This is a genomic window from Cohnella ginsengisoli (assembly GCF_029525555.1).
Lineage (GTDB): Bacteria > Bacillota > Bacilli > Paenibacillales > Paenibacillaceae > Cohnella > Cohnella ginsengisoli.
Window position 1 is genome coordinate 400,196 of record NZ_JAPDHZ010000002.1, and the last position, 14,360, is coordinate 414,555.

The window sequence follows — 14,360 nt, forward strand, 5'->3', positions numbered from 1 at the left end:
ATTGCAAGAAATTCGATAAATCAATCGGTATTATGTTAATCAAAGAGAGCGGTTTCCTACGCTCGAACAGGAGGTCCGATTTCATGAAATTCAGCAACGGCTATTGGCTGACCCGCGAAGGCTTCGAGGTGCTGACGCCTTACGAGGTGCACAGCATCGACATCGCCCCGAACAAACTGACGGTGTTCGCGCCGCATCGCCATCTCGAGCATCGCGGCAATACGCTGAACGAAGCGCTCACGACGATCGAGTTCGATTCCCCCCCCTTCCCGACGTCATTCGGGTAAAGTTGTATCACCACAAGGGACGCAAACGGCTGTCGCCGGGCGCTTTCCCGTTGACCGGCGGTCAACAAGCCGCTGCAGTGACGATCGAGGACGACGAGGATCGGGTTACGCTGACCAGCGGCGATACGAGCGTCTCGATCGCGAAGGCGCATCCGCTTCGCATTACTTATTATTATAAAGGCCGCAAGCTGACCGGCAGCGGATTCCGCCAGACCGGATTCGTGAGGGGCGCGGACGGCGTTCATTACTTCCGCGAGCAGCTCGATCTGGCGGTCGGAGAGACGGTATACGGACTCGGCGAGCGCTTCTCCGCTTTCGTCAAAAACGGGCAAAGCGTCGATATCTGGAACCAGGACGGCGGAACGGCCTCCGAGCAAGCGTATAAAAACGTGCCGTTCTACGTTACGAATCGCGGCTACGGCGTGTTCGTCAACCATCCGGAGCTCGTCTCTTTCGAGGTCGCATCGGAAAAGGTGTCGAAAACGCAGTTCAGCGTGCAGGGCGAACAGCTCGAATACATGATCGTAGGCGGCGATTCGCTGAAGGACGTGCTCGCCAATTACACGTCGCTCACCGGCAAGCCCGCGCTTCCTCCCGCTTGGACGTTCGGACTGTGGCTGACGACGTCTTTCACGACGAATTACGACGAGGAGACCGTGAACAGCTTCGTGGACGGCATGGCGCAGCGCGATCTCCCGCTGTCCGTTTTCCACTTCGACTGCTTCTGGATGAAAGAGTACCAATGGTGCGACTTCGAATGGGACGAGCGCGTCTTCCCGGATCCGAAGGGCATGCTCGATCGGCTGAAGGCGAAGGGGCTCAAAATCTGCGTATGGATCAACTCGTATATCGCTCAGCGCTCCAAGCTGTTCGACGAAGGCATGGCGCAAGGCTATCTGCTCAAGCGGAAGGACGGCAGCGTCTGGCAGAGCGACCTGTGGCAGTACGGCATGGGCATCGTAGACTTTACGAATCCGGATGCCTGCCGCTGGTTCGGAGACAAGCTGCGTGCGCTCGTCGATATGGGCGTCGACAGCTTCAAGACCGACTTCGGCGAGCGGATCCCGACGGAAGACGTCGTCTACTTCGACGGATCTGACCCACAGCAGATGCATAACTACTATACCCAGCTGTACAACAAGGTCGTATTCGACGTGCTCGAGGAGAAAAAAGGCCGCGGCGAAGCCGCGCTGTTCGCCCGTTCGGCGACGGCCGGCGGCCAGCAGTTCCCGGTACACTGGGGCGGAGACTGCGAGGCGACGTTCGAATCGATGGCGGAAAGCCTGCGCGGCGGCCTGTCGCTCGGTCTCTCGGGCTTCGGCTTCTGGAGCCACGACATCGGCGGCTTCGAGCAAAGCGCTACGCCGGACCTTTACAAACGCTGGGTCGCCTTCGGACTGCTGTCCAGCCACAGCCGCCTGCACGGCAGCACCTCCTACCGGGTGCCGTGGCTGTTCGACGAAGAAGCGGTCGACGTGCTCCGCCGCTTTACCAAGCTGAAGGCGAGCCTCATGCCGTACCTGTTCGCCCAGGCGGCCCAGTCAAGCCGCATCGGCCTGCCGATGATGCGCGCCATGCTGCTCGAGTTCGGCGAGGATCCGGCCTGCGATTATCTGGATCGCCAATTCATGCTCGGCGACTCCCTGCTCGTCTCGCCGATCTTCAATAGCGACGGCGAATCGGCCTATTACTTGCCGAAGGGCAAATGGACGCACTTCCTGTCCGGCGAAGTCGTCGAAGGCGGCTCGTGGCATCGCGAGACTTACGATTACATGAGTCTGCCGTTATACGCCCGCGAAGGATCGCTTATCGCGGTCGGCGCGACCGACGACCGTCCGGACTACGATTATACGACCGGCGTAACGCTGCACCTGTTCGAGCTCGGCGACGGCGCTTCCGCCTCCGCGGATATCGTCGGCGAAGACGGCGCAGTCCGTCTCGCGGTCACTGCCGAGCGCAGCGGCGGCACGATCTCGGTCACGGCTACGGGCGAAGCCGCCGACACCGCCGACTGGTCGATTCAGCTGCGCGGGATCGAAGCGGTTCGCGCCGTGACCGGCGGCGAAGCGTCCGCGGCGGACGGACTCGGCCTGAAAGTACGCCGCTCTGCAGGCGAGCGCCGCATCGAGATCGAGCTTTAAGATTTGGCATAGACGCAGTGAAGGAGCCGTCCCTATCGTCATGTAAATGACCGAGGGGCGGCTCCTTCTTTTTGTGTCGGCGCTTTATCTGGCGCGCGCCAGCAAATAAATAAAATACGGCGCGCCGATGATCGCGACGATCATGCCTGTCGGCGTGTCGGAAATGCGGCTGATCGTATCCGCCGCGATCAGCAGCACGCTGCCGGACAGCGCGGAAGCGGCCAGCAGGATCTCGTGCCTGGAGCCGACGAGACGTCTGGCGAGGTGCGGACCGATCAGCCCGATGAAGCTGATCGCGCCGCCGACGGCGACGCAGCTGCCCGCAAGCGCGACCGCCGCGAGGAGCAGCAGCAGACGTTCCCGCTGCAGCCGGGCGCCCAGCCCTACGGACAAGTGATCGCCCAGGCTGAGCACGTTCAGCGTCCTGGCCTTCGCCATGACGAACGGGATCAGCACCGCCATCCAGGGCAGCAGCGTCAGGACGAACTTCCAGTTGACGCCCCACAAACTGCCGGCGAGCCAGGTCGCGGCGAACTGGTATTGCTCCGGATTAAGGCGCTGCGTCAGGACGATGATCGCCGCGCTGATGCCCGCCTGCACCGCGATGCCGACGAGGACGAGACGCAGAACGGAGACGCCGTCCGATTTTTTGTACGCGAGGAAGTAGACGAGCGCGCCGGCCGCCGCCGCGCCGAAAAACGCAAGGAACGGCAGCGTGTAGGGCGGAGAGGCGCTGATGGACGGGCGCAGCGCGACGAACAGGATGACCATCAGGCTTGCGCCCGAGTTGACGCCGATAAGGCCGGGATCCGCGAGCGGATTGCGCGTGATGCCCTGCAGGATGCAGCCGGCGAGCGCGAAGCCGGCGCCGACCAGCACCGAGATGACGATGCGCGGCAACCGGAACTGGAACAAAATAAGCGATTGCTTTTCCGTGCCGAAGCCCAAAAGCGTTTTACCGACGTCAAGCGGACTGAGACGAATATATCCGGTGTTCATGCTGACCACGAACACGACGACGACGAGCAGCGCCAAGCCGACGACGGTGGACCATGCCTTCGCTCTTCGCCTCGTGTCCGAGGCTGCGTAGATCGATTTGGCGGCCATTACAGCTCCCTCCCTTCGCGTCTGGCCAGGTATAGGAGGAACGGCACGCCAATGATGGCGATGACCGCGCCCACAGGCGTCTCCGACCCCGGGCGCACCATTCTGGCGCCCAGATCGGCGAGCACGAACAATAGCGCTCCTAAAATCGCCGAGCACGGAACGATCCATCGATAGCTGACGCCGACGAGATAACGGGTAATGTGCGGTACCATCAGCCCGAGAAAGCTGACGAAGCCGACGACCGACACGGAAGCGCCGGCCAGGACCAGTATAACGACGGCGCCGATCAGCTTGATCAAACCGACATTTACGCCGATACCCGCAGCCGTCTCGTCGCCAAGGCTAAGCAGCGTGATATAGCGCGCCAGCAACATGGACGCCAACAGACCGCCGCCGATCCACCACTGAATCACGTCCACCTGCGCCCAGCGGACGCCCGCGGCGCCGCCGAACAGCCAGAAGTCCAAGTTTTGGCCGATCCGGTATTTCAGGGCGATGCCTTCGCTGAGCGCGAGCAGCAGCGCCGATACGGCGGAGCCGGCGAGCGCCAGGCGAACCGGCGTCAGCCCGCCCCGCGACAGGCTGCCCAGACCGTAGATGAGCGCCGTGGCGCCGGCAGCGCCGGCGAACGACATCCAGATCAGCTGGCCGAACAGCAGATGCGGGATAAAGGCAAAACAGATTGCCAGCATGAAGCCGGCACCCGCGTTAATCCCGAGCAGCCCGGGATCGGCCAGCGGATTGCGCGTCATGCCCTGCATGACGGAGCCTGCGACCGCGAACGCCGCGCCCGTGAGCATGCAGGCGATCGTGCGCGGCATCCGCAGCGAGCGAACGATCTGATGGTCTGTCAGATCGCGATTAAAGTGCCATATCGCGTCCCATACGACGGACAAGCCGATGTCCTTGGCACCGATCGAGATGGATAAGGCCATGCTGAACGCGAGCAGCGCCAGGCCGCCGATCAAAATGACGGACGCCGCCAGGGGCCGGGTGCGAAGCTTTTTCGCGGAAGCTTCCGCTCCCGCCCCGTTCGAATTTGCTGCCATAGATTCAATACCTGCCTCGACTGTAACGTTAAATGACTAGCGTACCGCGCTGAACTGAGCCTGGTGTAGACGGCTGTAAATGCCGCCGGTCCCTACGAGCTCCTCGTGCCTTCCCTGCTCCGCGATGCCGTCCTCGGTGACGACGACGATGCGGTCGGCATCCTTGACGGTCGCGAGCCTGTGCGCGATGACAAGGGTCGTGCGGCCTTCGGAAAGCTCGGACAGCGATTGCTGGATCGCGGCTTCGGTCTCGGTGTCGAGCGCCGAAGTGGCTTCGTCCAGGATCAGGATGGGCGGATTTTTCAGAAACATACGGGCGATCGCGAGACGTTGCTTCTGGCCGCCGGACAGCTTCACGCCCCGCTCCCCGATGACCGTATCCAATCCGAGCGGCTGCGCGCGGATGAATGGTTCGAGCTTCGCCCTGCGCGCCGCCGTCCAGATTTCCTCCTCGGTCGCCCCCAGCTTGCCGTAAGCGATATTCTCCCTTACCGTGCCGGCGAAAAGGAAGACGTCCTGCTGAACGACGCCGATCTGACGCCGCAGCGAAACGAGCTTCATCCGGCGGATGTCGATGCCGTCGATCGTGATCGAACCGCCCGACACCTCGTAGAAGCGCGGCAGCAAGCTGCAAAGCGTCGTTTTCCCCGCGCCCGACGGACCGACGAACGCGACGGTCTCGCCCGCCTTGATGGACAGGTCGATGCCGCTTAGCGCCTGGGTGTGCGACTCGTAGCCGAACGACACGTCCCGATAACGAATTTCGCCGGCCAATTTGCCGACTTCGATCGCGCCGTCCGCATCGGACACATCCGGCTCGGTATCCATGAGCTCGATATAGCGCTTGAATCCCGCGATCCCTTTCGGATACAGCTCGATGACTGCGTTGATTTTCTCGATCGGTCTGAACAGTACGTTAGTCAGCAAAACAAAGGCCAGAAATTCGCCGTATTGAAGCTCGCCTCGAATCACATACCAGGCGCCCGCGACCATGACGATCAGCGTTACGAGCCGCATCAGCATATAGCTTGCGGTCGAGCTGCGCGCGAGAATTTTGTAGCCGAGCAGCTTTGCCTTGCGGAACAGCTGGTTGTTGACGCGGAACAACGACATCTCGTGCTCCTCGTTAGCGAACGCCTGCACGACGCGGATGCCTCCGATGTTGTCCTCGACCCGCGCGTTATAATCCCCCCATGCTGCCGAACATCTTGTTCATGGCGCCCGTCATTTTGCCGTTGAAGTAGATCGACAGCACGATCAGCACGGGAACGGTGGCGAACGTGATGAGCGCCATGCCCGGATGAATGTACAGCATGAGTCCGAACGCGCCGGCGAGCGTCATGACGGCGATGAACACGTCCTCGGGACCATGGTGGGCGACTTCGCCGATGTCCATCAGATCGGTGGACATGCGGGACATGAGATGACCGGTCTTCGTGTTGTCGTAAAACTTGAAAGAAAGCTTCTGGAGATGCGCGAACAGGTTGCGGCGCATGTCGGTCTCGATGTTGATGCCGAGCATATGACCCCAGTAAGTCACGACGAACTGCATGAAGGCGTTGAGCACATAGACGGCGAGCAGGCCGCCGCACGCCCATAGGATCGGCTCCCAATCCTTGCTTGGCAGCAGCTTATCGACGACTTGGTTCAACGCGAGCGGAAATCCGAGCTCCAGCAGCGCCGCTAAAATCGCGCAGCAAAAATCGAGATAAAACAAGCCTTTATACGGTTTGTAATAAGACATAAAACGGCGAATCAAATCCATGTTCCTCCCATGCGACAGCAGCCGCCGTTCGGCCGCCCCGTCGGTGTGCGTCTTCGTTTCCGGCTGTCGGAACGCGATGTGACCAGCATACCCCGCCGCTTCCGGTTAGACAAGGCCGAATACGCATGTATCAATGATAATGAATATCATTATTGATTTCAAACGTTTTTGACGAATGTCCGCCTCGCATCAAACAAAGCCGCCGCCTTCTCCGGAGAGAAAGCGGCGGCTGCAATGCAGTCTCGATGCGTTTTTATTTGCTTGCGCCGGCCGACGGCGACGCTGCGGACGTAGCCGATGGAGAAGCGGCCCCGGAAGCGGCAGGTGCGGTCGAAGACGCCGGAGATGCGGCCGGCTCTTCTTTTTTCGTCAACAGGTTTTCGTAGCCTGCCTCTTTTTTAGCCGTTTCGATCCATTCGGATGCGCCTTCGTTCACCTTTTCGTCGAGATACGCGGCCTTCACCTTGTCCTTGACCGAATCGTAGGTCGACGTGACGGCTTCCTTGCGGTCCGTGACGAGAATAATGTGGAAGCCGTTCGGCGACTCGACGACGCCGCTCATTTCGTCTTTCTTGAGCTTGAAGGCAGCCGTCTCGAATTGCTCGTTCATGACGCCTTTGCCGAAGAAACCGAGATCGCCGCCGTTCGCCTGGGAGCCTGTGTCGGTCGACTTTTCCTTCGCGACCGTCGCGAAGTCGGCGCCTCCCTTAAGGTCCTTGAGGACCGCTTCGGCCTCCGCCTTCGTCGCCAGCAGGATGTGCGAGGCGCGAACCTGTTCAGGCGTGTCGAAGGTGGCTTTGTTCGCGTCGTAATAAGCTTTGAGATCCTCTTCCTTAGGCGCAAGCTTCTTTTCGAAAATCGCGCGAAGCTCGACCTGCGGCAGAATCTGGTTTTTCTTGTAAGTTTCGAGCGTCGTGCCGCTAGAGGACAGCGCGTTTTCGAAGTCGGCGTCCGTGGCGAAGTTAAATTGCGCCTTGATCTTGACGACCTCTTGGGCGACCGCTTCTTCGGCGGCCGCTTTGGTCAAGCCGGCTTTCTCGGCTTCGCCGTCGATCAGCTTCAGCGTCATGTAGTTGTCGAGCATGGAGCCTGCTTGGTCCTTGCCGACCTGATCGTACATGACCGTATAAAACTCGGACTTGGTGATGTCCTTCCCGTTCAGCGTGCCGACCGCGCCTTTCAGGTTGCCGCCGCCGTCGTCGTTCTGGCGGATCAGGACGACCGCCAGCGCGATGACCGCGATGACGGCGACGACCCAGGGAACGATGACCGATGCTTTGGCTCCCGATGCCGAAGGCGTGTTTGCCGCAGGCTCCGACGGCACTTCAGCTTCCGGCGCGATGCCCTCCTTGTCCAGATCGACCGGTTCGAACGCCGGATCGACCGATTCAAAGGACGCTTTCTCGCTATTATCGTCCGACGCGCCGTTCTCTCGAACCGGGTTGTTCGGGTCCTTTTCCAAATCGCTCATTCCTATTTTTCCTCCTTGAGTGTATACGAATTATTCATCCACTATATCAAATTATGGACAAGATACCTTAAAGCCAGCTAAAAATTAAAGCGGGAACGGATAAATTCGAGCGCCTTGCGATTTTGATCTCCGCTTACCGCATGTCCTTGGAACGGATAAATCTCAATCCGCTTGTCCGACTCGATCCGGTTGTAGGCGGCGAATATCGTCTCCGGCATCGTGACCGGGTCCTTGAGACCGACGGAGACGAGGAGCGGAATGCGAATGCGATGCGCCAGGTTCATCATGTCGAAGTAACTGAGCGTTCGCAGCACCTCGTCGAGCTTTTCCGGGAAACGGTTCAGGAAATCGGCGGCTTCCGTCAGCGAACTGGTGGAATTTAAAATGCCGAAGTCCATATGGCACATGTTGGGGATGTGCGCGACGGCGATGGAAGGCACCTCCGACAGCGCAGCCGCAAGCAGCGCGAGCCCCCCGCCTTGGCTGCCGCCGCTCGCGCATATACGCCCGGCGTCGACTTCCGGCTGCGCCGCGGCCCACTCGAGCGCCTTCAGCGCATCGATCGAGATCGCTTTATAATAACATTCTTCTTTGTCCAAAATGTTTTGCGTCAGCCATCCGCGCGTCATCCCGTGCCGCTGCGCGAGCAGGTTACCCGTATCCCCGCCTTGGCCGCGTATGTCAACGGCGAATGCCGCGACGCCCAACATCGCGTATTGCGCGAAATCCTCGGGGTACCCCTTGCTGCCCGTGTAACCGTGATAAAGAACGACGCAAGGGAGCTTGGCGTCGGCAGGCCTGTTTTTCGGCAAAATGAACCAGCCGTGAATGCGGGTACTGTCGAAGCCTTCGTATTCGACTTTGTAAGCTTCCATGCTGTCGAGCGGCGTCTTTGTCAGCAGCCGCGTACCGTTAAGCGGCTTGTCCTTCGCAGCGTTCAGCGTCTCGCCCCAAAATGCGTCGAGATCCGGCTCCGCGGTCAGTTCCGGACGGTACTGCTCCAGATCCGCGATGCGTCTTTGTATCGCATTGTTCATCATGCCTTCCCCCCTGTTTCTCTGGATTCTTCTCGCGTTCACCAATTGGACACAACAGGCCTATCTTACCATCGTATACCAGCAGTGTCGACCATAAAAAACGCCGCTTTCATCGTCGGCGGCAAGCATCCGACGATGAAGCGGCGTTTCCCGAAGAACGCGAACAGATCGATCTTGCTTAATTTCGCCCCGTTTCCTAGCTCACCTTGTGCTCGATCCGAAGCTTGTCCGCGACCATCGCGATGAACTCGGAGTTGGTCGGCTTGGACTTGGCGATATTGATCGTGTAGCCGAACAAATGGCTGATCGAGTCGATGTTGCCGCGCGTCCATGCGACTTCGATGGCGTGCCGGATGGCGCGTTCGACGCGGCTAGGCGTCGTCTTGAACTTTTCGGCAATAGCGGGATACAGCGTTTTCGTAATCGCGCCCAGGATCTCGATGTTATTGTAGACCATCGTGATCGCCTCGCGCAGATACTGATAGCCCTTGATATGCGCCGGCACGCCGATTTCGTGAATGATGCTCGTGATATTGGCGTCCAGATTTTTCGGCTTGCCGATCGGCACGATATTCGAACGCGAGCCTCCGCTGAAGGAAGAGGATGCTGACGAAGAAACGGATACCGGAATCTGCGACGGCGTGCCTGCAAGCTGGCGAATACGATTCGCGAGCACGTCCATGTCGAACGGCTTCAAAATATAATAGGAGGCGCCCAGCTGTACCGCGCGTTGTGTGATGTTCTCTTGGCCGAACGCGGTGAGCATAATGATCTTCGGCATGGGGGGACAGGTTCATGTCCCGCAGCTTTTCCAATACGCCGAGCCCGTCCAGGTGAGGCATAATAATATCCAGAATCATCACATCCGGAATATTCCGGGTTTCTTCCAGCTGACGGATGACCTCTTCTCCGTTGTACGCCACGCCGATGACGGTCATGTCCTCCTGCTCTTCGATATACTCGGACAGCAGGTTGGTGAATTCTCGGTTATCGTCTGCAAGAAATACTTCAATCCGCGGCAATGTTGTATCCTCCCTCACAAGCTTAAGATGATGTTAGAAACGCTCACCGTTCCCTGCTTATCCGAATTCGACAAAGCGTTTGCAATTCCTTCTTGTCGTAATTTTTTTCTTTATTTTTTTTATCTGCATGACATATAATAAAGAATTTACGTCATATGGCGATCTATTTCGGTTTTTTTCGACAAAGCAATGTCGTTTGAGGTAACGAGAAAATCCAAGGCGTCATACTGCCTTGGATTTTGCTTGGCCCGGCTTTAACATAATGCCCGCATCCTGAAGCATCCATTCGATGTAGCAGCCGTAGCCCGACGCCGGATCGTTGACGAAGACGTGCGTGACGGCGCCGACCAGCTTCCCGTTTTGCAGAATCGGACTGCCGCTCATGCCTTGAACGATACCGCCGGTGCGTTTGATCAGATCCGGATCGGTGACGCGGATGACCATCCCTTTCGTCGCAGGCGACGATTGCCGGGACACGTGCACGATTTCAATCTTGAAGCGCTCGACTTTCTGGCCGCCGACGACCGTCCATATTTCCGCCGGCCCTTCCTTGACCTCTTCTGCGAACGCGACCGGTACCGGTTCCGCCTGGTATGCATGACCCGGGAGCTCGCCCATCTGGCCGAAAATGCCGAAAGGCGTATTGCGCTCTACGTTGCCGAGCGTTTTGCTGCCCGGCACGAATTCGGCCCGCTTCTCCCCCGGATCGCCGTTTTCGCTCTTGGCGATCGACGTGACGTTCGACTGAAGAATTTGCCCGCTGCCCACGGTGATCGGCGTCTGCGTGTCCATATCCGTAATGACATGGCCAAGCGCGCCGTATACGCCCTGGTCAGGCGCGTAAAAGGTCAACGTACCGACCCCCGCCGCGGAATCGCGTATATAGAGGCCGACGCGCCAAGCTTTGTCTTCCCGGTCGAAAACCGGCGTCAGCGTCGTTCGAAATTGCGCTTTGCCCCGCTGAACGACCAGTTTAAGCGGCTGTCCCGTGGCGCCTGCTTGCTTCGCGAACGGAGCGACGCGTTTCACGTCGTTGACCGGTTCCCCGTTGATCGAAACGATCAGGTCGCCCATGCGCAGCTTGGCTTCTTCTCCGGGCGATACGCGGGACTGATCGCCGGTTTGTACGAGATGATGGCCGACGACCATGATGCCCGCCGATTTGACTTTGACGCCGATCGTTTGGCCGCCGGGAATGACTTTGAGATCCGGTACGACCTGCAGCTTGACGGTTTTAAACGGTATTCGGCCGAATAGCTTAAGCTTGAGTTCTGTTTGACCGCTGCGTTTGGAATGAATGGACACCGGATGATTAAGGTCGATCCGTAGGTTCGCGCTCGTCGAGCCGTTGACTTCGGCGACCGTCGAATCGGATAGCGAGCCCTGCGCGTGCACCGGCATCGCATAATGAAGGTGCTTGTCCTGTCCCTCGAATAACCGAAGCTCATTCGGGAATGCGGCATAATGACGCATCGGTGCGGAACAGACGGCAAATCCTAGAATAAGCGCTAGGAATAGACCAAAAACGCGACGCCAAGAGGACTTCCCGTTCAAGTTCTCACCACTTCCCTACAGACTACACCGGCGAACCGTGACACTGCCCGGCGACGTAACTATAAGGTAACCGCGGCCTCCCCCCTTTTATGTTGCCGAAAACCTTCCTTGAAACACGAATTTACGCGTCCTGACGGGATTTTTGGGCATCGGCCAGCGTTAACATTTCTTGCGCGTGATGGCGCGTACGATCGGTGACTTCCACCCCGCCCAGCATGCGCGCGAGCTCTTCCACGCGCTCGTCGGCGTTAAGCATCCGCACGCGCGTCGACGTTCTGCCGTCGTCGGTGACGCGTTTGGCGATCTCGAATTGATCGTCCGCCATGCACGCGACCTGCGGAAGATGCGTAATGCAAAACACCTGGCAGTGCGCCGCCAGCCTGGACAGCTTATCGGCGACGGATTGGGCCGCGCGCCCGCTGACGCCCGTATCGACTTCGTCGAACACCAGAACCGGAATCTGATCGATTCGGGCAAAAATCGCTTTTAGCGCGAGCATGACCCGTGACATCTCGCCGCCGGACGCGATGCGGGCCAGCGGCTTCGGAGGCTCGCCTGGGTTCGTGGACAATAAAAATTCGGCCGAATCCGTGCCTGTCGGAGTCAAGTTGTCCGTGCTCACTAGCCGCACCTCGAAAGCCGCTCGTTCCATTTGCAGCCCTTTGAGCTCCTGCTCGATCTCCGAGGCGAGCAGCGCGGCTGTTTCTCTGCGGATCGCGCCGAGCCGCTCGGCCAGCGCGCGCAGCTCGCTCTCCAAGCGCACCTCGCGTTCGTTCAACTCCTTGAGGAGTTCGTCGCGATTTTCAAGCCGCTGCGTATCTTCCTGAATTCGGGCATAATATTGCAGGATGTCCTCGACGCTCTCGCCGTACTTGCGTCGAAGCCCGAACAGGAGATCGATTCGCGTCTCGATCTCGGACAGCCGCTCCGGATTGAATTCGATGCTTTCTTTGTAATCGCGCAGCTGGTAAGCGACGTCCTCGGCGGCATAATAGGCCGACTGCAGCTGTTCGACGAGCGGCCCGAGCTTGGCCGGGTCGACCTTGACGATATCCTCCAGCTTCGCGATGGCTTTGGAAAGGACGCTTAGCCCCTTGTTGCCGTACAGGAGGTCGTAAGCTTCAGTCGCCGATTCGGCCAGTTTCTCGGCGTGCGCGAGCTTGCGGCGCTCATCGGCAAGCGACTCGTCCTCTCCCGGCTTCAGTCGCGCTTCGGCGATCTCCTCGAGCTGATAACGGTAAAGGTCCAGCATTTGCATCTGCTGGCGAGTGAGCTCGTCAAGTTCCCTTCGCTCGCGGCTGACCGTCGCGTACTCCCTGTACCGGCTTTGATACTCGGTTTTGAGCGAGGCGATGACGTCTCCCGCAAAAGAATCGAGCCACTCCAAATGGCGGTCGGTACGCAGCAGCGACTGATGCTCGTGCTGTCCGTGAATGTTGACGAGGTTCTCGCCGATTTCGCGGAGCATCGTCAGCGTAACATGCTGCCCGTTTACGCGCGCGGACGATTTTCCTTGTGCCTGGAGCTCGCGTCGTACCAGTAACGCTTCGTGGGGATCGGCGTTCACGCCGTGCCGGTCGAGCACGCCCCATACAGGATGCGCTGGATCGAGATCGAATACCGCCTCGATCTCGGCTTTGTCGCAGCCATGGCGGATCATCTCGGCGGACCCGCGTCCTCCCGCGATGAGGCCCAGCGCATCGATGATGATCGATTTGCCGGCCCCCGTCTCGCCTGTCAGCACCTCGAAGCCCCGCTTGAACGATACCCGAATATTTTCGATTACCGCCAAGTGGCGAATGGACAGCTCTTGCAGCATGTGGCGCTCATCCTCCCCAGCCGGCGCAGGTCGCCGGGCTTTTAACGAATAATATCCAAAATGCGGGCGACGATCTCTTCGCCCTGCTGCTTCGTGCGGCAGATGAGCAAGGTCGTGTCGTCTCCGCCGATCGTACCGACGATCTCCGGCCAATCCATGCCGTCCAGCAGCGAAGCGATCGTGCCGGCCGTACCCGGCAGACACTTCACGACGACCAGATTCTCCGCGGCTTCCGCATGGATAAAGTGATCCATCATCGCCCGCTTCAGCTTCATCGTCGGATTGAAGCGCTGATCCTGCGCGATGGCATATTTATATCTGCCGTCGCCCAGCGGCACTTTGATGAGCTGCAGCTCCTTAATGTCGCGGGAGACGGTCGCTTGCGTCACGTTAAAGCTCTGGGCGCGGAGGGCTTCCACCAGGTCTTCCTGCGTCTCGATCTCGCTCGCGCCGATGAGCTCGCGAATTTTCCTTTGCCGCTGACCTTTCATTCTTTGCCCTCCTCTATTTTGAATTTTACCGTTCTAACGGTCCTGTCGCGTATGTCCGCGACGATCACGCCTTCGCACTCGGGAAACAAAAGCGCATAGACGAGCAGCCGTTCCCGAATCCCGCTGGCCGTCCAATCCATGGGCTGCCTCGGCCGCTCCAGCTTCACGAGGTAGTAGCGTTCTTCCTTGGAGGCGATATAGTCGAAATACAAGCGGGTCGCCTCGTATGGCCCGTCGTCGACCGATACGCCTAATGGAATCCGGTGCTTGCCGGAGAGCGCTTCGTAACCATGCTCGCGCAGCAGCGCCGCCGCCTCGTCATCTTCGTCGGGCGCTCCGTCCCGGGCCAGCCTGCGCAGACGAGAGCTCGGCGGCTCGTACAGCCAATGCCTGAACCTGCGCCAGACCCACCATAGGATCGCCGCTACCGCGGCAGCAAAAATCAGACCGTCCCCGAACCTAGCCATCGCCCCGCCTCCTCCGCATCCTGATTCATTCGCGGCGGCGGGCCGGGTTTCCTCTATGGGAGCAAGCAAAAAAACCGGTGCGGAGGGCGCTTGCGCGCCTACCGGCCGGCCGTGCTTCGGCGGACGCGGAATCCTATGTAGTCCGGCGGC

General features: G+C 59.4%; 8 protein-coding genes and 3 pseudogenes. 1 reads left to right on the top strand and 10 read right to left on the bottom strand.

What is annotated here, in order from left to right; translation table 11 throughout:
• Positions 1-83 precede the first annotated feature (83 nt).
• A pseudogene (gene yicI, locus OMP38_RS02045) lies at positions 84-2,428 on the top strand (alpha-xylosidase).
• Positions 2,429-2,512: 84 nt separating this feature from the next.
• Here yicI and OMP38_RS02050 read toward each other — a convergent pair.
• The 10 genes and pseudogenes from OMP38_RS02050 to OMP38_RS02095 all read right to left on the bottom strand — a co-directional run bounded on the left by OMP38_RS02050 (position 2,513) and on the right by OMP38_RS02095 (position 14,210).
• Positions 2,513-3,535, bottom strand: coding sequence for a FecCD family ABC transporter permease (locus OMP38_RS02050; protein ID WP_277563666.1), 1,023 nt, complete (start codon positions 3,533-3,535; stop codon positions 2,513-2,515).
• The gene (locus OMP38_RS02055; RefSeq protein ID WP_277563667.1) at positions 3,535-4,584 is read right to left on the bottom strand and encodes a FecCD family ABC transporter permease; all 1,050 of its coding nucleotides are present in this window, start codon (positions 4,582-4,584) and stop codon (positions 3,535-3,537) included. Before OMP38_RS02055 ends, OMP38_RS02050 begins: the two co-directional genes overlap by 1 nt.
• Before the next feature lie 36 nt (positions 4,585-4,620).
• Positions 4,621-6,343: pseudogene (locus tag OMP38_RS02060) on the bottom strand (ABC transporter ATP-binding protein).
• Between the two features lie 259 nt (positions 6,344-6,602).
• Positions 6,603-7,820, bottom strand: coding sequence for a peptidylprolyl isomerase (locus OMP38_RS02065; protein ID WP_277563668.1), 1,218 nt, complete (start codon positions 7,818-7,820; stop codon positions 6,603-6,605).
• 77 nt (positions 7,821-7,897) lie between these two features.
• Positions 7,898-8,860: an acetylxylan esterase gene (locus OMP38_RS02070; RefSeq protein WP_420869578.1), complete on the bottom strand. Its 963-nt coding sequence runs from the start codon at positions 8,858-8,860 to the stop codon at positions 7,898-7,900.
• 193 nt (positions 8,861-9,053) lie between these two features.
• Positions 9,054-9,879: pseudogene (gene spo0A / locus OMP38_RS02075) on the bottom strand (sporulation transcription factor Spo0A).
• 222 nt (positions 9,880-10,101) lie between these two features.
• A complete protein-coding gene (gene spoIVB, locus OMP38_RS02080; protein ID WP_277563669.1) occupies positions 10,102-11,433 on the bottom strand; it encodes a SpoIVB peptidase in 1,332 nt (443 codons plus the stop codon).
• Positions 11,434-11,554: 121 nt separating this feature from the next.
• Positions 11,555-13,252, bottom strand: a complete 1,698-nt coding sequence (gene recN, locus OMP38_RS02085) for a DNA repair protein RecN (protein WP_277563670.1) — start codon at positions 13,250-13,252, stop codon at positions 11,555-11,557.
• A gap of 41 nt (positions 13,253-13,293) precedes the next feature.
• Entirely contained in the window at positions 13,294-13,743 is a 450-nt protein-coding gene (gene ahrC / locus OMP38_RS02090) for a transcriptional regulator AhrC/ArgR (protein ID WP_277563671.1), read from the bottom strand.
• Positions 13,740-14,210: a hypothetical protein gene (locus OMP38_RS02095; protein WP_277563672.1), complete on the bottom strand. Its 471-nt coding sequence runs from the start codon at positions 14,208-14,210 to the stop codon at positions 13,740-13,742. The genes ahrC and OMP38_RS02095 overlap by 4 nt, the downstream gene beginning before the upstream one ends.
• Between the last annotated feature and the right edge of the window lie 150 nt (positions 14,211-14,360).